We start from the raw sequence: 19,438 nt of genomic DNA, 5'->3' as shown, positions 1-19,438 counted from the left end.
CCTTTCCCTGGAGTGCTAAGGGCTGACCGCGATCGTGCCGGTCATATCTTGCGTGATGGTAATCGCAAGTCCCTGTCCGTCTTGTGTAATGGCGTATTCCAGCCCATCGCCGATTTGTGTATGTGTGATGGCGTTATCTTGACCGTACTGTCGGGCTTCGGCCGTATTGCCATTCCCGATTTGTGTTTGAGAGATGGTATTCCCCGTGCCATATTGTGTGGCGGAGGCCAGGTTTCCTGTTCCATCTTGGACCTGGCTGATTGCATTCTCGTCTCCTACTTGAGTGGCGATAAGCCTGTTGATCTCTCCCTGCTGGTATTGCGCGATCGTGTTGAAAATCCCATCTTGCGTAACGGATGAAGACTGGGCTGTTCCAGACTGATCGAGTGTGACGAGACTCGATTCGGATAAGGGGCCTTGATGGATGTCGGCTTCGTGGAATTCGCCATCTTGACTCAGCAAGATCTGATTGTCGTCTCCCTGTTGCGAAAGCGTGGCGTCATGTCCCTGTCCTATTTGCGTGATGTGCGTGATGTGATTCGCTCCTTCCTGCTGAGATGAAACGATGTGATTATCGCCAACCTGTTCGATGCTGATGTCATGGTCGAGGCCCTGTTGTGCAAGAGACGCCTGAAGTTGGTTGCCCTCGTGAATGATCGTCCCTCTTTGATTGTCACCTGATTGGGTGATCAGAGCCGTATTGTCTGCACTCAATGCTCCGGCGTTTGGTAGAAGAGAACACGTCAAACACAAGGGCAACACGATTTTCTCGATATGATTCGATAGCGTGCACGAAAAAGAGGTAAGCATATTTTTACTGGATACCGTTCGATAACGACCGTCTGTCTCAATTCGTTGATGGCATGCACGTTGTCTGAATAATGAATGATATGTCATAAATGAACTCCTCTCTGAATGAATGTGCATAGGATATATTTCGATAAAGCAGAATTAATGCCAAGGCTCACACCGCAGAAGTGAAAATAGAAAAACTCCCGAGAAACTTCGTGTCTTTTCGTTCTGAAATGATTTAAATGGATAAGCCACCACGATGAAAATGTAGGCCTACCCACCTGAAATTCATACATGTTGTATCGATTTGGATAACGGACTCGAGATCTTCTTTTTGGAGGATATCTCTCAGGCCATGCTGTTCACGCTCCAGAAATCTGAAAGGTTGAAACATGAAAAGCTTTTGAAATGGGTTCTGGCGAGTTGAACGAAAACTGAGCTGGATACAGTTTCAGATCCCGTATGGTCACATCAGCAGAGTGGCGGGTCTTTTCCGGTAATAAGTTGGGAAATTGCCGGACGCAACTTGTCGGTGATGAGAAACAGGGTACGTCTTATTGAGTTAACAGGATGTCGAAGTCTTGGAGCTGATAGGTATCAGGGGGGAGGATTTCGGCTATGCCCTTGATATGGTCGAGCAGTTCGCGAAGCGTGACGGCTCCATCATGATCCTCATCGGCAGATCCACTCAGTCCTGCGAGTAAGAGTTCCGAATTGGGCGTGTCTATTTCGACCAGGCGTCGAACTTGGACGAGATGCGGATTATCAGATTCTCCGTTTGCCGAAAGAAGATCACCACTCCAATTGGGTGATGGAGAGCTGTCGATGCCGACAGTCAGATCTGGTTGTCCCAAGTACTGAATTTTAGGGATATTTAAAAACAGACATGTCAGTTTGACATTGAGTTTTTGAAGAACTCGATGGAGGCTCCGAAGAGAGATCAGGCGTTTTTTGGAACCAGATACCGATCCTTCGTAAGGAGTGAGATAAACTTCTCCTGATTCCGGATCAATAAGCCCATGGCCTCCGAAATACACGAAGAGCGTCGCCTCTGGTGTGAGATGATTTTTGGCTAACGTGAACAGCGCTTCTTCGATGTCTAAACGCGTTGCATGCTTTCCTCGCAAGAGTCGTACGTGATCGCGAGTGAAAGTGTTTGTCGAATACAGGGTAGAAAGGAGCGTTCTGATTTGTGCATCAGGAAATTGATAGGCTTCGGACCAAGGATCTCGATATTCGTCCAGTGCGATTACGAGGGCAAAGAAAGGCGTATCTGTAGAAGCTGGTTGTTTCCCCTCTTGAGGTAATGGTTGGGGTTTTGGAGCCGTTAATGGAGATTGTGGGGAGGGCAGCATATGGGGTTGAATCGCGGCAAGAACCTTGTGCGCGCCAGGAGGAATGCCCTGCGATAACGAAATGGAGATGATGAGTTCGCCTTTTTCCGTGTCCACCGTTTCCGGCATGCGTCCGTGCACTTCAGTGGTTTTTGTCTCGCCTGGCTGAAGAGGACCGATTGCTATTGGTAGCGTGGTCACGAACGAGAAGGCATCGACGATGGTCTGGCTTCCGCGTAATTCGACGTAAGCCGAAGGAAGGATGATCGAACTGGTATTCGTCGTCTCCACCTGAAGAATCAAGCCCTCTCCTCCCTCCAGGATGAGGTTGTCATTGGCGTCCTGGAGTCTCGTTCGAAATGTCAATGACGGTTTTTGAACGGGGATCGACTGCGTGGACAGCGGAGTTGCGAACTCGTTATTTCCCGCGGGCGTGGGCGCAGCCTGGCCGTAGAGACGTGGGATAACACTGATCATATCCATGGCCAATGCTTCGGCAGCATTTTCCATCGCGGAATCAAATTGTCCTGTGACGCATGATTGGGACTGTCCACTCAATGTGGGAGTCCACATGGAAATGGTTTCGGCATAGGACAGAGGGGTTTGAGCCAGGGGGTTGCCCTGCGAGTCTTCGTACACCGCTTGGAGTTGGAGTTCCACATTGGCACGAAACCGGTCTTCGTCTCCAGAACGTCCGACCGGCTCTAAGCTTGCCTGGATGAATTTCAGATCGATCGTGAGCGTGCCTGAGGTGTTGACTGGCGCTTCCGTCGTCTCTGAAGGCAGTGTGGTGACCGATGCAAATCGTTCTTGTCCGACTTCAAGAAAAGTTTGAGCGACGATTTCTCCGGTTTTGATCGTATACGGAAGCCCACAGGCGTTGACCTCCTGTGTGTGTTGAGAAAGCGTCGGGTCAAAGCGATAGATAACGGAAACGGGGACCTTCTTCTCGGGTTTCTCATCGAACGACAGGCGGGGAATAGAAATCTTATCACAGGCCGCGAGGGAGGCGAGTAACAGCAGAGGAATAAGTATGCGCAGCCGTCTGTTCAGAAGTTTCGACATATTCCTAACCTACCCGATGATTGGGGGAGATGCAACCGGCTCAATGGCGCATCAGATTGACCTTGACGGCCTTGTAAGAACGAGTGACAATGTACGCAAGTTCCTCGGCATTTTTCAATCTACTGATGCGTAAGGAGGTGAACGATGCAAGGCATACTACGGTTTCTGACTCTTGGCGTCGTGCTTCTGGCTCTCAGCGGGTGTTCGCTGCAAACTGTTCCCGAACGGCTTCCGCTGTATGTTGGGGCGGAAAACAAAGCTCTTATCAATTCGATACCAGAAGAAGGGATCTCCGGGCAAGAGAAGATCGGTCTGGTGGTGATTAACGATACGACCGCTCCGTCAGCCGCTCCGGCTTTCACGCCGGAGAGCCTGGAAAGATTGACGCACCGTTTACGGGCAGAGCTGAACGAACAGTTGCCTATTACGATCGAGAAGGTCATACGCTCGTCCGAGTTACGCCCTGGGCAGTCTTCCCGCCAGTTTGTGCAGCTGGCCGAGGCTGAAAACGTGGATTTTTTCTTGCTCGGCCTCGTGTCGAGCGTCGAAAACGAAGTGCCGACTCAATTGTCTTTCCAAGGGGGGCAGGCCGGGCTCGGTGGAGGACTGGGCAGACTCCTTGGATTTCGTGTCGAAAACTATGCACTCGTTGAATTAGCTTTAATAAATGGTAAAACCGGGAATCCGGTCGTTCATGCCAATGGATCGGCTTGGTCTGTGCTGGAACGTCTGAACGTGCCCATCGAATCGAACGTTTACCCGGTCGTACGTCGTGACCTTACCCAGCCTCCGATTTATCCTTCTGATGAGACAGCTTATGAAACGCTTCGTGTGGTTTCCGCTGATGATGCCATGAAACAGGCGTTGATGCATCTACGAAAAGCTTGGAGGCAACCATCTTCATCATGAATCTTCAATGCAGACTACCAAGGGTAAGTGCTGGCGTTTTCCTGTTTGTTCTGGGGTTGAGCGGATGTGTGACAAGTCCAGTCCCGCGTCTGTCGGCTGTACTCGAACTGCCAGCCGCAGTGCCTACAAATGCTTCCCGGCAGCCTGATCACTGGGCAAAGATTCAGACTCTAGGGGTGGCGACATTGTCCGACGCGACAGGACCTCATGCGGCTCCTGTCATTTCCCCCGCATTTCTGTCGCGTCTCACCCAACGGGCCAAAGTCAATCTCGAAGAGCAGTGTTCTGTGCCGAATGTGCGGATCATGTCTGTCTCGGGAACGGAACCTCACACCGGGTCAACGCTTATTCAGCAAGCCAAACATTCCGGACTTGAGTTCTTCCTCCTTGTCCTGTTCTCCAGCACGGAAGTGAACCGCTCTGCGACGTTTGGTGAATCCCGTATGATGACTCAAATGCCTGGGACGACGACTGACAATCATGCATTGGTAGAGCTTGCGTTAGTTGATGTGGCGCAAGGCATGATCGTACAAGAGGCCTCTGCGGTGGCGAGGGAAAGCATGGATCGCTTACAGGTTCCTCTTGGCGAGAAGCAGCCCACGCTTGATGAGGCCTTGGATATTCTTCGAGCGAATGCCGGGCAGCAGGCTCTTGATAAAGCCTTGTCCACACTGACCGACGGTTGTCGATCCGCATGAGGGCATTTGGCGATATCCAGGGACGTTACCTGGGAGTGTTGAATGATGAGGTTAGCAAGGCCCATATTCTGCCAGAAATGATGTTGCACCTCAGCCGCTTCAGGGCGGTTCAAAAAAGTCTGTTCAGCAAGGCCACAGGCATTTTGACGCGCGGAGCGTACTGGCATTACGTGAGCACGGCAAAATGCCGAGAACGCTGCTGGCGGATTTTTTCAACAGCCCCTACCGGTAATTTTCGAACGTGAGGTCAATACCAAAGTCTTCTTGTTTTAAAAAGGTGATGACCGTCTGGAGATCATCCTTACTTTTACTCTGTACGCGTATCTGGTCTCCTTGAATTTGCGCCTGAGCCTTGATCTTTTTTTCCTTGATCGCTTTGGTGATGGCTTTCGCCTTATCGTCCGGTATGCCGCTTTGAATTCCGATTTTTTGACGGACCGTGCTGCCCAGGGCGTCTTCCACTTTCCCAAAATTCAGCCCTTTTAAGGAAATGTGACGTTTGATACATTTGCCTTTCAGGATGTCCACCACCGCGTTGAGCTTGTACTCGTCGTCTGACACAATCTCAAGCTCTCGTTCCTTTTCCTTCAGCGTGAGCTCAGTTTTCGACCCCTTAAAATCAAATCGCTGACTGATTTCTTTGGTTGTTTGGTCGACCGCATTCTTCATTTCTTGCATGTCGATTTTTGAGACGACATCGAACGAATATTGACTAGCCATAGAGCTCCTTTCTCGTTGGATGATGGGATGATGGCAAAAAGTGATTCGGATCGTTTCCTTGAAATGTCGTGTGAGCTTTGGACTCCTGATGTAGGACAAGTTTGTAGCTGCAGACTCTCAGGATTCCGCGAGCGGTGAATCAGACTGATGAGGCCGTGTCCTGAATGGTTCAACAGCAGGGGCCTGCGGGCAGTTGAATACCTTCTCCTTCAATCACTTCGCTACTGGTGTACGGCCGTTTCATGATGAGATACCCATACCATTTCATGAAGCTGTCAATGAGCACGACCACGGCTAAAATCGCCACAACTCCGACCAAGACCGTATTGATCCACATCGTCAGGGCCTGTTCGCTTCCCCCGGTTAAGGCTCGATGTAAGAAAAGGTGAAACAATTCGTAACAACCGGCCAGCGTAATCATGCCAACAACCATCATCGGGACGAAGGTCACCCAAAGGTATTGCGCTTTGTTCATCTTGATCAAAATCGTCGTGGCGATACATAAGGCCAGCATGCCCAGCAACTGATTCGCCGCGCCAAACATGGGCCAGATTGTAGCGATTGATCCTGTTCCAATGAGGTATCCCCATGCACTCACGACCAACGCACTACATCCGATGACTCCCGGCCACCAATTGATGTGTTTGAGCGGTTCGTAGGCGTGGCTTCCGAGTTCCTGGACGAGATACCTGGCCACCCGGGTGCCCGCATCGATCGTCGTCAGGATAAACAGCGCTTCGAATAAAAGCGCAAACTGATACCAATAGGCCATGAGCCCAGACATCCCCGGGAGCGCCGAGAATATGGACGCCATCCCCACGGCGAGGGAAACCGCTCCGCCCGGCCTTCCCGATACATCAACCTCGACCATGTGAGACAGTTCATGTATCTGCGATACCGGGAATCCCATGGAGGACAGCACATCGAACGGGAGCCTTGTATTAATGGCAAAGTAGTCTCCAGGAACGAGTAGACAGGCCGCTACCAGTGCGATCACGCCAACAAAACTTTCTAGCAGCATGGCGCCATAGCCGACCATCGCTTGTGATTCTTGTCCGATGAGTTTGGGTGTGGTACCTGATGAAACCAGAGAGTGAAACCCTGAAATAGCGCCGCAGGCGATCGTGATGAATAGAAACGGGAATAAGGCGCCGGGGATAATTGGGCCTTGGCCATGGATAAATTCAGTGGTGCGCGGCATTTCGATCACCGGGGCTAATACGATGACGCCAATGCCCAGTAACAGCACGACTCCGAGTTTCATAAACGTGGAAAGATAGTCCCTGGGCACGAGCAGCATCCAGACGGGAAGCACGGACGCGAAAAAACCATAGATCGCCAATCCCCAGACCAGGGTTCTCCGGTCAAGCAGAAACCATTCCGCCCACTCCGATTGCGCCACGGTTCTTCCCGCAATAATGGCGATAGTCAGAAGCGAGACTCCGAGCAGGGACATCTCGCCGATTCGGCCAGGGCGAAGTTTCTGGAGATAAATTCCCATCAGAAAGGCGATGGGAATGGTCATGGCGATCGTAAAGACTCCCCATGCGTTTTGATGAAGGGCATTCACCACGGCAAGTCCCAAGCCTGCCAGGGCCACGATGACGATGAACAAGACGGCAATAGCTGTGGCCAATCCGGTCACAGGGCCGATCTCGGCATGGGCAATCTCGGGCAGTGACCGGCCATTCCGTCGCATGGATGCGACGAGGATGACGAAGTCTTGAACCGCGCCAGCCAGGACCGCACCGATCACAATCCAAAGAAAGCCAGGCACATAGCCAAATTGCGCCGCCAAGATGGGGCCCAGCAGCGGACCAGCGCCGGCGATCGCCGCAAAATGGTGTCCGAAGAGAATGTATTTATTCGCGGGATAAAAGTTCGTTCCATCTTCCAAACGGTGGGCAGGCGTTCGTCTTCGATCGTCAAGATTCATCACTTTCCTGGCCAGGAATCTGCCGTAAAAACGGTAAGCCAAGACGTAGAAGCAGGAAGCCGCGACGATTAGCCAGAGTCCATTGACTTTTTCCGTTGGATTGATGATTCCGACCACGTGTCCGAAAGCCACAGCACAGAGTATCGCGAGTCCAATCCATCCTACGGTCTGCAGGGGTGTCATCGGAAGGTATCCTATCAATGGATTTCCGTGGAGTAAATCCTGTTATGCCCCGTGGATGGGCGACGAAAGGGAAAGGGGTTTTCTTTTAGTCGAAGGTAAAGGGTGGTTTGCCGGCCTTCCCTCTGAGGGCATTGATGGCCTGAAAAATCTTCGGGTGTTGAATCAACTTCTTTTCCAAACGTTGCTTTCCGGGAAAGTCAAGAAACAGAATGCCCAGCAGCATCGTCAAGAGCCCTTGACCAGGTAAGACCAACATGGCGATTCCAGCGAGAAGAAAAATAATCCCCACGATGTTTTTTAACGTCAGTCCCAACAGGCGCACGGCGGGAGGCTGGTTGGGAAACCAAGGTTTGTGGTGGTGGTTCTGAAAATAATCAGGAGGCAGGCGGACGAGAATGGCCGGGATGGCCAGTAGGGTTCCGACAAAGGCTACGACGGAAAATACGATGAGTCCGATCCAGACTTCAGAAGAAACCCATGATTCGATGAATTGGATAAATTGGTCGATCATGGATTTTATCGAGATAGAGAGATGACAAATTCGTTGGCTGTCTCTTGATACATGCAGGAGATTGTCTTCGGTCTTGCGAGCATTTTATAATCGTCTCCGTGTTCTTCTCGGCAGAGAAACCTCGAGAAATGAGTATATGCTATGCCTCAGTACTGGTTGTTGAAATCAGAACCCAAGACATTTTCCATCGACGATCTGGCAGCTTCTCCTGATCAAACAACCTGCTGGGAAGGTGTAAGAAATTACCAGGCCAGAAATTTTTTACATGCGATGAAGCAAGGAGATCAAGCCTTCTTCTACCACAGTAATGCCGAACCTCCGGGCATTGTTGGTACCGTAAAGATTGTCAATGAAGCCTACCCAGATTACCATGCCTTTGACGCGACGAATCAGTACTATGACTCAAAGAGCACTCAGGAATCGCCCCGATGGTTCATGGTAGATGTGAAGTTCGTCAAGAAATTCACGGTTGACCTGTCGCTCTCTCGACTTCGAACGGTACCAGGGTTACGAAACATGGAACTCCTTCGAAAAGGCTCCCGGCTGTCCGTCCAGCCAGTGCGTCCCCAGGAGTGGAAGTGTATCCTTCAACTTGCCCAGCATTCGTGACGACAAGAAGATGATGACGGCATGGTTATGCATTAAGGAATGGGTATTCCGCACATGCTATCGACCGGTTGGTTCTTCGGGAAGGACTTGTTTGAACGGATGCACTTCAACCTGGTGGAAAATTCCGTGGATCGTGTAGGGATCTTCCTGGGCGAAAGCTTCGGCCTCTTCTAGCGAATCGGCTTCGATTACGACAAGGCTCCCCGTGGCATCCGAAAAAGGTCCCGCAAGCACAAGGCGTCCCTGTTTGGCCAATGCCTCAAGTCTCTCAAGGTGGGCAGGCCGGTGTTCTGGTCTTTTTGTCGACCCATCAGGGCCGTCGTACCCGATTATCGCAAATTTCATGAGTGCGGTGGTGGTCGTCAGCTAGTTGATGAAGAGGAGCCTCAAACGAATATCGGTGGATGGCTGGGTATTGAATTATCCGTAAGCAGTGCTAAGATCTTCTTAGGAGCTACTGTTTTCAGGTAAAACCTGTCGACCGGCATAGCCGCTCGTCGTTTCATGCCACCAGGAAATTTTCTCTTCGCCGATTTTCCAGCAGAGGTACACGATTTTTCCGTCGAGCAAATAGGGAAAATCACAAAGTCCAATATCGACATCTTTCACGATCACACCCAATTCGTGAATGGTGTGCAGGCTTTCATTGATGTCCTTGAGTGCCTGAATGTACTGGGGACCGACAAGACTTCCGCCACCTAAGTGAGCGTGGGCACTAGCCTTTTGAATTTCCTCACGGGTCTCGACGAGAATGATTTTGCCTTCTTTTATGCGGCCCCATAATTGTTCAAGTTGGGGGATGAGGCTATTGGCTTCTTCGAGAGTAAATATTCTTTCGTTTTCCTGAGGGTCTTCTGGGTTATGCATGCGTAGTCACGACGCGGGAAGTTTTGGCATGAGCAAAGAAAGAATGTGTGTTCATGATTTATCATAACGCATTCGACGGCGCAATCATGGGTAAGATGTTTTTTTGGAAAAATCGTCAGACGACAATGGCACACCGTAAAAATTCAATTTGTAACTGGTTGTAACTGTGATGTTTTTATCCGGCGTATGAATTTCGCTTAAGTTCACGTCGGAATTTGCCGAAAAAGCCTATTGACATTGCAAGCATCTGTAAGATACAAAAAAATATACAGACCTTCCCAAGTCATTAAAAATCAATTCTGCCTGCGTGGCTCCCAGATCTACCAACGTTTATCTTATTATCTTAGATTAAAAAGCCGGCGCGTTGTCAGAATTCAATTTGTGGCCTCTCACTTTCTCTGAGTGTTTTCCACACGACCTAGGCTGAACAACAAGAATCATCGATATCCGTGATTTGCTTGCCGTCCGTTGTGTTGCCGCCACAAGGTTTTCAAACTTTTCACGGAGGTCAGGTGTCGGGTGGCGAGTTTTAGACTCTAGGGAAATTTTCGAAAGGTTAGATTAGGCATGAATGGAGAATATTATGCATCTTGCTGAACTCAAGCAGAAAACGATCGGTGAACTCAATGAGCTCGCCCGAGAACTCAAAATTGATGGGGCTCCTAATCTTCGCAAGCAAGAGCTCATCTTCTCCATTCTTCAAGGGCAGACAGAGAAAAATGGGGTGATTTTTGGCGAAGGTGTGCTTGAAACGTTATCGGATGGTTTTGGTTTTCTCAGGGCTCCGGATTCAAACTATTTACCAGGTCCCGACGATATCTACATCTCGCCCTCACAAATCCGACGTTTTAATCTCCGTACCGGGGATATTGTCTCGGGGCAAATCCGGCCCCCCAAAGAAGGCGAACGGTATTTTGCGCTGCTGAAGGTCGAAAAGATCAACTACGACGACCCTGAGGTGCAACGGGATAAAATTCTCTTTGATAATTTAACCCCGCTCTACCCGGAGGAACGTATTAACCTGGAATTTGATCCGGAAGAATATTGCACACGAGTCATGGAGCTCACGACTCCAATCGGCAAAGGACAGCGCGGTCTCATCGTGGCCGCTCCGAGGACCGGAAAGACGATGCTCTTGCAAGCCATGGCCAGGGCAATTCTCAGTAACCATTCCGAGATTACGTTAATTGTGTTGTTGATAGATGAACGTCCCGAAGAAGTGACGGATTGGCAGCGACAAGTCAAGTCTGCGGAAGTGATCAGTTCGACGTTTGATGAGCCGGCACAGCGTCATGCCCAAGTTGCCGAGATTGTCATGGAAAAAGCCAAACGACTCGTCGAACATAAACGGGATGTGGTGATTCTGCTGGATAGTATCACACGCCTCGCACGGGCCTACAACACGATCGCGCCACCAAGCGGCAAGGTCTTATCCGGTGGTCTGGATTCCAATGCCCTCCAAAGACCTAAACGGTTTTTTGGCGCTGCGCGAAATATCGAACATGGCGGGAGTTTGACGATTTTAGCTACATCGTTGGTGGATACAGGTAGCCGGATGGATGACGTCATTTTTGAAGAATTCAAGGGGACGGGCAACATGGAAGTCCATCTCGACCGTCGCCTGGCAGATAAACGGTTGTTCCCAGCTATCGACATTAATCAATCGGGGACTCGAAAAGAAGAGTTGCTGGTTGACCGAGATCGCCTCAATAAAATGTGGATTCTGCGGAAAGTGCTTAGTCCTCTTGGAACTATGGAGGCCATGGAATTTCTCATGGACAAGATTGGTGGAACGAAGAATAATCAAGAGTTTCTGCAGTCGATGAATCGATGAGACAGCGACTGGGGATCCTGCACCCTCTGGTTTTCCTTCAAGATTGGATCAAAGCCACGTTTCTTGCGTACTAGAATACTTTGACTCACATTGATATGTAGGAGTAGATCCCCACGGTTGGCGAGGGCGAGAAGAGTCATGCAGGACTGGAAATTCTCGTGTCGTGGTCTCGCCAATTGTCACTGATCCATGATAATTTATTAGACTAATGCTCATTGATTGAAGCTGGATAAAAAGACGGAAATAGCCGTACCCCAAAACGAAGCGGAGGATCCCATGAAAAAAAATATTCATCCCACGTATGAAATGGCTACGGTCAGTTGCGCTTGCGGTATGAAGTTTGAGACCAGGACAACTGTCGGAGATTTAAAAGTCGATATTTGCTCAAGCTGTCATCCTTTCTTCACGGGGACCCAGAAAATTGTTGATGCGGAGGGTCGTGTGGAGCGCTTTAAGAAAAAGTATGCGAAAACTCCCAAGGTCACTAAAGCTAAAAAGGCGTGACTGGTCGGAATGCCATGTGAAGACTCGGTTAGAGCCCTGAGTAGTTCGGAGTGTATGACGTTACCCTGCAATGGCAGAACAAGAAAAAGTCGACAACGCTGATCGGGCTTTCTTGACCAAATGGGAGGCTGTTGCCAATCGATATGACACTTTAAATCATCAATTTGCCGACCCGTCCATTCTCGCTCAACCGCCACTCCTTGTCTCACTCAATAAAGAACGGGCTGAAATCGAAGAGCCCGCCCGTCTCTATCAAGCCTATCAAGTCCTTCTCGACGAAATCACGAATACGCAGCATATGCTCGAAGAGACGAGCCTCGATCGTGAACTGCGAGAGCTCGCTCAAGAGGAACTGCAGATGCTTCACCGCCGCCGTGATGAGCTCGAGATGCAAGCGCAAGAGTTATTGCGCCCCCGAGATGCCGGAGCCGATCGTAACACGTTCATCGAAATTCGAGCGGGAGCCGGAGGAAGCGAAGCGGCATTATGGGCAGGGGAACTTCTTCGAATGTACACACGGTTCGCTGAAGAAAAAGGATTGCATGCAGAGTTAGTCGAAGCCCACGAGACCGGCATCGGTGGGTATAAAGATGCCTCGCTCCTCATCGAAGGCAAAGGTGCTTATGGGTTTTTTAAGCACGAAAGTGGGGTGCATCGTGTGCAACGAGTTCCTGAAACGGAAGCCAGCGGCCGCATCCATACCTCGACGGCGACGGTTGCGGTCATGCCGGAAGTTGAAGAGGTCGATGTCCATATCGATCCCAAAGATCTTCGCATCGATACGTACTGCTCATCTGGCGCTGGTGGACAAAGTGTCAATACGACCTACTCGGCGATTCGTATCACCCATCTGCCGACGGGTGTGGTGGTGACATGTCAGGATGAACGTTCACAACTTAAGAATCGCAATAAGGCCATGCGGACGTTACGCACGAGAATTGTCGAGGCGGAACGAGAGAAACAAGAAATGTCCATCGCGGAACATCGGCGTTCCCAAGTGGGAACTGGCGATCGAAGTGAAAAAATACGGACTTACAACTTTCCTCAAAATCGAGTGACTGATCATCGGATTGGACTCTCTCTCCACAAACTTGAGCGAGTGCTCGAAGGCGAGCTTGATGAACTCATTGAAGCCTTAAGCATTCAATAGCTCAGAATTCTAAACGCTTTTTCCCCGGAATCATTCGGTCTTCTCTCGAATTACGACGTGCTCGTGATGGAAAGGGTAGTCATGCTGTCCCGTTCCCAGTTGTACCAACAAGCCGTAGCCAAACTTGAAGCGAGTGCCATCACCAATGCCCGTCATGAGACGGCCTGGATTCTTGAAGAAACCATTGGCCTGACCCGCTTAATGATTCAAACGGCCCCTGAACAGGAGGTCAGCCCTGAGGCGTGGCGGTGTGCCTGGGAGTCTGTCGAGCGGCGGGCATTGGGGGAGCCTCTCCAATATGTGTTGGGTAGCCAAGAGTTTTGGGGGCTTGATTTTTTCGTGACCCACGATGTGCTCATTCCTCGCTATGATACGGAGCTGCTCGTGCAGTCGGTTGTCTCTCGAATGCAGGAGCATGTGAGTCCGTTGCTTGTGGATGTGGGGACGGGGTCTGGCTGTCTGGCTGTGGCGATGGGAGTGGAGCTTCCTCAGGCCAGGATCGTGGCGCTCGATCGTTGTCCAAAGGCTATTCGTCTCGCCGTCAGAAATGCCAGGCGCCATGACGTGCACCATCGAATAGCCTTCTGCGTCGGTGATCTTTTGGCCCCCTTGTTATCACCTCGTTTAGCAGGTAAAGTGACGGCGGTTGTGGCCAACCTTCCCTACATCGGGGAAGCTGAATTTTTCACGCTTGCCCCTGAAGTTCGAGATTTTGAGCCCAAACTGGCCTTAGATGGCGGGGCAGACGGACTGACTTTGTACCGTCGTCTGCTTCGAGAGGCTCACCACATCGTTTCGCCTTCCGGATATGTGATGGTTGAAGTGGGGCAGGGACAGGCATCGCGGCTATGCGAAGAGGCAGTGCTGTGCGGGTACCGCATTCATCACGTGCTACATGATTCACTCGACATTCAACGTGTTGTCTGTCTGGAGCGAACAGGAACGACTCTGTCGTAACATCTTTGGATCAAGTCGTTATCTCAGGAAAGCGGAGTTTAAAGGGACGAGTCACGATCGGTGGCGCCAAGAATGCCGCCCTCCCGATTCTTGCATCGACGATCTTAGGAAGTGGGGAATGCGTCGTCGCGAATCTGCCCCAGGTCAGAGATGTGGCGACGATGGTCAAACTGCTTTCTCTTCTCGGGGTTACCGGGAAATCCGAGGGGGCCTGCGCGACACTCGACGCCAAGTCAATTCACGCCACTGAAGCCCCTTATGATCTGGTCAAGACCATGCGGGCTTCTGTGCTGGTCTTGGGGCCTTTGCTGGCCAGGTTCGGCGAAGCGACCGTGTCGCTCCCAGGCGGTTGTGCGATTGGCACACGGCCTGTCAATCTTCATCTTAAGGGATTGATCACGTTAGGGGCTGAGGTTCATGTCGAGCATGGCTATATCCGCGCCAAGGCGTCAAAGCTTAAGGGAGGCAGGATTGAACTAGATTTTCCGACGGTCACGGGGACCGAAAACCTTCTTATGGCCGCCTGTCTCGCGACTGGAACGACCGTTATTCATAATGCCGCCAAAGAGCCAGAGATCGTAGATTTAGCTGAATTTCTGGTCAAACGCGGGGCCAAAATATTTGGAGCTGGTACAGACACCATTACGGTGGAGGGAGTCACAAGCATTCATGGTGCTGAATATACCGTCGTTCCCGATCGAGTCGAGGCAGGAACCTATTTAATGGCCGGGGCGGTGACCCAAGGCGAGGTATACGTCGACCAATGCTTTCCTGGGCATCTTAGTGCGGTGTTGAGCAAGCTCCAAGAAGCCGGTTGCGAAATTCGTGAAGAAAAGTATGGAGTCTGGCTGAAAGCGCCTAGACGGTTAAGTCCTTTGGAGATTAAAACCTTAGTCTATCCTGGCTTTCCTACCGATTTGCAGGCTCAAGTGATGGCCTTGATGTGTTTGGCGGATGGGACGAGCGTCGTGTCGGAAACCGTGTTTGAAGGACGGTTTCTTCACGTGCCGGAATTGCATAGAATGGGGGCCAAGATAGAAGTGGATGGGCATCATGCCGTAATACAAGGAAGTGCCTCATTGACCGGGGCGCCGGTCATGGCCTCGGACCTTCGAGCCAGTGCAGGGTTAATTCTGGCAGGTTTGGCGGCTGAAGGGAACACCAATGTCTCGCGTGTGTATCATTTGGATCGGGGATATGAACGATTGGAAGAAAAACTTCAAGGGATTGGGGCGGAGATTCAGCGTGTTCCTGGTGCCTTATGAGTGAGTCCATTACCATTGCGCTTTCCAAGGGTACGTTGCTGACTCCGACGTTAGACGTGTTTCGTCGCGCCGGGTATAAAGGACATGATCGTCGCATTGATGATCGTCGATTAGTCTGGGACTGTCCGGAAGATGGCCACACGTTATTGATCGTGCGTCCGACAGATGTGCCGACGTACGTGGAATACGGCGCCGCGGATGTTGGCATCGTCGGAAAAGACGTCTTACTTGAACAAAAGCCAGATGTCTACGAACCATTGGATCTTCAGATGGGGACGTGTAAACTTGTGGTGGCCGAACCAAAGGGCAAAATGTCATCAAATCGGTTATCCGCAAAGTTACGAGTGGCGACGAAATACCCGAACATCACGGAAAAGCATTTCAATCAGCTTGGCATTCCCGTCGAAATCATCAAACTCTACGGCTCCATAGAACTGGCGCCGTTGGTTGGTCTTACTGAACGAATCGTCGATCTGGTCTCGACGGGGCGAACGCTCAAAGCCCATAACCTGGTCGAAAGGGAAGTGATTGCCTGGTCCTCGGCCCGTGTGATCGTGAATCGCGCCAGTTTGAAGATAAAACATGCGATCATTACAGATCTGATAGAACGTCTGAAGAAAGCCGTCCGTGACGATTCGCGAGCCGAAGCGGCATGCGGCAGCGAACAGACGCGGGCGAATGCTTCAGGGCGGTACGTGAAACGTTCATAAAATTTTGAGGACAAACGTCTTAGCAAAGCCTCTCAGGCTAGGCACCCTAGACATGAAGATCTATTCACAGCAAGATCGACATTTTTCGCGGATGGTTCAGTCCGTGATCAACCGGTCGGATCAACAGAATCGACAGGTCGAGAAATCGGTGCATAGCATCCTGCAAGCCGTGAAACGAAGCGGTGATGCGGCAGTGGTCCGTTACGTGAGCCGGTTTGATCGGCTCAGGCTTCACCCCAAGCAATTCAGGGTGACCGACCAAGAAATCCAAGCGGCCTATTCACAGATCGGAAAGCCGGAAAAAGAGTCTCTGCAGTTTGCGGCGGAAAGAATCCGCCGGTTTCATAAGAGGCAACAGCAATCCTCGTGGACCTATAGTCATGGAGGCGTCCAGCTGGGACAGTTGATCGCCCCTCTCGACGCCGTAGGCCTCTATGTTCCTGGTGGAAAGGCTCTCTATCCCTCCTCGGTCATGATGAATGCGATCCCCGCTCATGTGGCTGGGGTGCCGCGTATCGTGATGTGCACGCCCACGGGAACCGGTGAGATTCATCCCTACTTGCTCGTGGCCGCGGATATTTCTGGAGTGAATGAGATCTACCGGGTGGGTGGCGTACAAGCGATCGGCGCCATGGCGTTTGGTACGAAGACGATTCGGCCGGTGGATAAAATCGTCGGACCGGGTAATCTCTATGTCGCCACAGCAAAGCGACTTGTCTATGGTCAAGTGGATATTGATATGGTCGCGGGTCCGAGTGAATTGTTGGTGATCGCCGATAGCGCGAGCAATCCTGACCATGTGGCCGCCGATCTCTTGTGTGAAGCGGAGCACGATGAGGAGGCTCGGGTCTATCTGGTCACGACATCGAAGGCTTTGGCGAAAAAAGTCGTTGAGAAGGTGGCGCGACGATTGAAAACATTGTCTCGTCAGGATATCGTCAAGAAATCTATCGGAAATTATGCGATGGCATTCGTGGTTCCCAGTTTAAAGAAAGCGTTTGAGCTCTCGAATCAAATCGCTCCGGAGCATTTATCCGTGAACCTGAATCGCGCGGGGGACTATCTCCAGTCCATTCGACATGCCGGCGCGGTTTTTCTCGGACGGTATACGCCACCGGCCGTCGCGGACTACGTGGCGGGGCCCAATCATGTGTTACCGACAGGCGGGAGCGCCCGGTTTTTTTCGAGTTTGTCGCTCGATGATTACGTGAAAAAAAGCAACCTGATTCAGTATTCGCAAGAAGAGCTTGCTGCCGTCAGCAAGCAGGTCGTGTGTCTGGCCACGATGGAAGGGCTTGATGCACATGGTCAATCCATGGAGAGTCGCTTGTGATGAAAAAGTCCCATGAACCGAGGAGAGCATCAGATGAGCGAACGACTTCCGAAACGTCCATCAAGGCGTCATGGACGTTGGATGGAACGGGCCGGAGTGAGGTTCACACCACGATTCCCTTTTTAGATCATATGCTCACGCTCTTAGCGAAGCATGGCTTTTTTGACCTCACCGTGGAGGCAAAAGGTGATACGGATATTGATGATCACCATACGATTGAAGACATCGGAATCGTGTTGGGAGGTTTATTGCGCCAAGCGCTCGGGGACAAAGCCGGGATCGTGCGATTTGGGTGGGCGAGTGTCCCGCTGGACGAGACGCTGGCTCAGGTGACGGTTGACCTAAGCGGGCGGCCATATTTGGTGTACAACGTGGATCTTCCGTCGCATATGGTCAAAAGCCTCGATTTGGGGTTGTTTGAAGATTTTTTTCAAGCGTTCGTGAGTCAGGGGGGGCTCAATCTTCATATCAATCTCATGTACGGGAGAAACCCGCATCACAAAATGGAGGCGATTTTTAAAGCCTTGGCGAAGGCGTTGGCGCAGGCGGTCAGTCGCGATGAACGAGTGATCGGGGTCTTGTCGACGAAAGGTTCTCTGTAGTCTCACATAACGAGGAGATACGTTTTACATGTCGAAAGATCTGTTGGAGGATGATTCCGTATGATCGCGATTGTCGACTATGGGATGGGAAATCTTCGCAGTGTCGCCAAAGCCTTTGAAACTGTAGGACATCAGGCTTGCGTGACACGAGACGTCTCGAAGATAGCTGATGCCAGTCATGTGGTCCTACCCGGAGTCGGAGCATTCGGAGATTGTATGGAGAACCTCCGGCGGTACGAGCTGATCGAGCCAATTCGTCGATCGATCGCTAGCGGGAAGCCGTTTTTGGGAATTTGTCTGGGGTTACAGTTACTGTTTACGGAAAGTGAGGAGTTTGGGAAGCATGTAGGGCTAGGGATTTTCCCAGGAACCGTCAAACGATTTCCTGACTTTGAAAAGGGCTTGAAAATTCCTCATATGGGTTGGAACACCGTGACTGTTCAGCAAGCATCGCCGCTTTTGCACGATATTTCGTTCGATAGTTATGTCTATTTTGTCCATTCGTATTTTGTCGTGCCTGAAGATGAGTCGATGATTTGCACGACGACCACGTATGGGGTGCCATTCGTATCGAGCGTGTGGAGGGACAATGTGTTTGCGTCACAGTTTCATCCGGAAAAAAGTCAAAAAGTCGGGTTACAACTGTTTCAAAACTTTGGAAATTGGAATTGATGCCAATCCATCGGTCATATGTGGCTCGTGCACGGGGACGCTTCGATCTAGGACGCGCCGTCGTGTCCGTGAGTTTTCTCATGATGCTCGCGGCCTGTGTGCCCCCAAAGGTAACGGTGGTGTCTTCTCCGGAATTTCAACCAAGCACGATTCACCGAATTGCCATTCTCCCGTTTCAAATCCTGTCTACGCCGCAACAACGTGTCCCGGCCTTCTCTCAACAAAATATCGTCTCCCCGGAGATTCGTTCCCAGTTTCAACTTCCCACCTCTCAATCAGAGGGGGGCCGTCTGGCTTATGGCGAACGGATGAAGATCCCGGCGATCGCCGCACAGCAGGTTACCAGGATGGTGTATGAAGCTCTGGAGCATCGTCCAGGCCTTCAACTCGTTTCGGCGCAGGAAGTCGAAAACGCGTTCATCATACTGACTGCAGTCGAGGAAGCCTTATCTTGGAACGAACGGGTTGGCCGCGTTGGCATACAGCTTGACGTCGACGCAGTCCTCATCGGTCTGATTCGGACGTATCGAGAACGTGTGGGGAGCAAACTTGGAGCAACGCCAGCCGCCGTGGGCATAGAGGTTCACTTGGTTGATGTGGCGGCAAAGAGGATTTATTGGACCGGAGAGTACTACGAGGAACAACGACCGATGAATGAAGATTTTATGGGTTTTGTCGAGCGGGGAGGGGCATTTGTCACGGCGAAAGAACTGGCGAAGTATGGCATACAGAAAATGATGAAACAATTTCCTGTGGGCGGTGACGGGTCGTCAAACGAGAGGTAATG

The 19,438-nt window shown here is 51.1% G+C and carries 20 protein-coding genes; 13 read left to right on the top strand and 7 right to left on the bottom strand.

Annotated elements, in window-relative coordinates; translation table 11 throughout:
- Positions 1–15 precede the first annotated feature (15 nt).
- Together MRJ96_02450 and MRJ96_02445 are read right to left on the bottom strand one after the other, a co-directional pair.
- Positions 16–897, bottom strand: a complete 882-nt coding sequence (locus tag MRJ96_02450; GenBank protein ID MDR4500302.1) for a hypothetical protein — start codon at positions 895–897, stop codon at positions 16–18.
- A gap of 449 nt (positions 898–1,346) precedes the next feature.
- Positions 1,347–3,191: a hypothetical protein gene (locus MRJ96_02445; GenBank protein MDR4500301.1), complete on the bottom strand. Its 1,845-nt coding sequence runs from the start codon at positions 3,189–3,191 to the stop codon at positions 1,347–1,349.
- Between the two features lie 144 nt (positions 3,192–3,335).
- Between MRJ96_02445 and MRJ96_02440 the strand changes: the two genes are divergently transcribed.
- Complete coding sequence (locus MRJ96_02440) at positions 3,336–4,100, top strand: hypothetical protein (protein MDR4500300.1); 765 nt, start codon at positions 3,336–3,338, stop codon at positions 4,098–4,100.
- A 68-nt stretch (positions 4,101–4,168) separates the two neighbouring features.
- The gene (locus MRJ96_02435; GenBank protein ID MDR4500299.1) at positions 4,169–4,798 is read left to right on the top strand and encodes a hypothetical protein; all 630 of its coding nucleotides are present in this window, start codon (positions 4,169–4,171) and stop codon (positions 4,796–4,798) included.
- 222 nt (positions 4,799–5,020) lie between these two features.
- Here the strand turns inward: MRJ96_02435 and MRJ96_02430 are convergent, their stop codons facing one another.
- The 3 genes from MRJ96_02430 to MRJ96_02420 all read right to left on the bottom strand — a co-directional run bounded on the left by MRJ96_02430 (position 5,021) and on the right by MRJ96_02420 (position 8,148).
- Positions 5,021–5,518, bottom strand: coding sequence for a YajQ family cyclic di-GMP-binding protein (locus MRJ96_02430; protein ID MDR4500298.1), 498 nt, complete (start codon positions 5,516–5,518; stop codon positions 5,021–5,023).
- Positions 5,519–5,687: 169 nt separating this feature from the next.
- On the bottom strand, positions 5,688–7,637 hold the full coding sequence (locus MRJ96_02425; GenBank protein ID MDR4500297.1) for a carbon starvation protein A: 1,950 nt from the start codon (positions 7,635–7,637) through the stop codon (positions 5,688–5,690).
- Positions 7,638–7,722: 85 nt separating this feature from the next.
- Positions 7,723–8,148, bottom strand: a complete 426-nt coding sequence (locus tag MRJ96_02420; GenBank protein MDR4500296.1) for a hypothetical protein — start codon at positions 8,146–8,148, stop codon at positions 7,723–7,725.
- 141 nt (positions 8,149–8,289) lie between these two features.
- On the opposite strand from MRJ96_02420, the gene MRJ96_02415 reads away from it, so the two are divergent.
- Complete coding sequence (locus MRJ96_02415) at positions 8,290–8,757, top strand: EVE domain-containing protein (GenBank protein ID MDR4500295.1); 468 nt, start codon at positions 8,290–8,292, stop codon at positions 8,755–8,757.
- Between the two features lie 57 nt (positions 8,758–8,814).
- Here MRJ96_02415 and MRJ96_02410 read toward each other — a convergent pair whose 3' ends face one another.
- Together MRJ96_02410 and MRJ96_02405 are read right to left on the bottom strand one after the other, a co-directional pair.
- The gene (locus MRJ96_02410) at positions 8,815–9,102 is read right to left on the bottom strand and encodes a YciI family protein (GenBank protein MDR4500294.1); all 288 of its coding nucleotides are present in this window, start codon (positions 9,100–9,102) and stop codon (positions 8,815–8,817) included.
- A gap of 102 nt (positions 9,103–9,204) precedes the next feature.
- Entirely contained in the window at positions 9,205–9,624 is a 420-nt protein-coding gene (locus tag MRJ96_02405; GenBank protein ID MDR4500293.1) for a DUF2203 domain-containing protein, read from the bottom strand.
- Between the two features lie 583 nt (positions 9,625–10,207).
- Here MRJ96_02405 and rho point away from each other — a divergent pair.
- The 10 genes from rho to MRJ96_02355 all read left to right on the top strand — a co-directional run bounded on the left by rho (position 10,208) and on the right by MRJ96_02355 (position 19,436).
- Positions 10,208–11,458, top strand: a complete 1,251-nt coding sequence (gene rho / locus MRJ96_02400) for a transcription termination factor Rho (GenBank protein ID MDR4500292.1) — start codon at positions 10,208–10,210, stop codon at positions 11,456–11,458.
- 276 nt (positions 11,459–11,734) lie between these two features.
- Complete coding sequence (rpmE, locus tag MRJ96_02395) at positions 11,735–11,962, top strand: 50S ribosomal protein L31 (protein MDR4500291.1); 228 nt, start codon at positions 11,735–11,737, stop codon at positions 11,960–11,962.
- A gap of 70 nt (positions 11,963–12,032) precedes the next feature.
- A complete protein-coding gene (prfA, locus tag MRJ96_02390) occupies positions 12,033–13,112 on the top strand; it encodes a peptide chain release factor 1 (protein ID MDR4500290.1) in 1,080 nt (359 codons plus the stop codon).
- Between the two features lie 66 nt (positions 13,113–13,178).
- On the top strand, positions 13,179–14,069 hold the full coding sequence (gene prmC, locus MRJ96_02385; GenBank protein ID MDR4500289.1) for a peptide chain release factor N(5)-glutamine methyltransferase: 891 nt from the start codon (positions 13,179–13,181) through the stop codon (positions 14,067–14,069).
- Positions 14,070–14,074: 5 nt separating this feature from the next.
- Positions 14,075–15,334 (top strand): UDP-N-acetylglucosamine 1-carboxyvinyltransferase, encoded by a 1,260-nt coding sequence (gene murA, locus MRJ96_02380; GenBank protein MDR4500288.1) that lies wholly within the window; start codon positions 14,075–14,077, stop codon positions 15,332–15,334.
- Positions 15,331–16,044, top strand: coding sequence for an ATP phosphoribosyltransferase (gene hisG / locus MRJ96_02375; GenBank protein MDR4500287.1), 714 nt, complete (start codon positions 15,331–15,333; stop codon positions 16,042–16,044). Before murA ends, hisG begins: the two co-directional genes overlap by 4 nt.
- A 52-nt stretch (positions 16,045–16,096) precedes the next feature.
- Positions 16,097–17,377: a histidinol dehydrogenase gene (gene hisD / locus MRJ96_02370; protein ID MDR4500286.1), complete on the top strand. Its 1,281-nt coding sequence runs from the start codon at positions 16,097–16,099 to the stop codon at positions 17,375–17,377.
- The gene (gene hisB / locus MRJ96_02365) at positions 17,377–17,979 is read left to right on the top strand and encodes an imidazoleglycerol-phosphate dehydratase HisB (GenBank protein MDR4500285.1); all 603 of its coding nucleotides are present in this window, start codon (positions 17,377–17,379) and stop codon (positions 17,977–17,979) included. The genes hisD and hisB overlap by 1 nt, the downstream gene beginning before the upstream one ends.
- Before the next feature lie 60 nt (positions 17,980–18,039).
- Positions 18,040–18,651 (top strand): imidazole glycerol phosphate synthase subunit HisH, encoded by a 612-nt coding sequence (hisH, locus tag MRJ96_02360; protein MDR4500284.1) that lies wholly within the window; start codon positions 18,040–18,042, stop codon positions 18,649–18,651.
- The gene (locus MRJ96_02355; protein MDR4500283.1) at positions 18,651–19,436 is read left to right on the top strand and encodes a hypothetical protein; all 786 of its coding nucleotides are present in this window, start codon (positions 18,651–18,653) and stop codon (positions 19,434–19,436) included. Before hisH ends, MRJ96_02355 begins: the two co-directional genes overlap by 1 nt.
- Positions 19,437–19,438: the final 2 nt, after the last annotated feature.

This window comes from Nitrospirales bacterium (genome assembly GCA_031315865.1).
In the GTDB taxonomy this organism is placed as follows: Bacteria; Nitrospirota; Nitrospiria; order Nitrospirales; family UBA8639; genus JAGQKC01.
The sequence above is the reverse complement of the archived record's forward strand: the minus strand, read 5'-3'. Positions and strand labels throughout refer to the sequence as shown.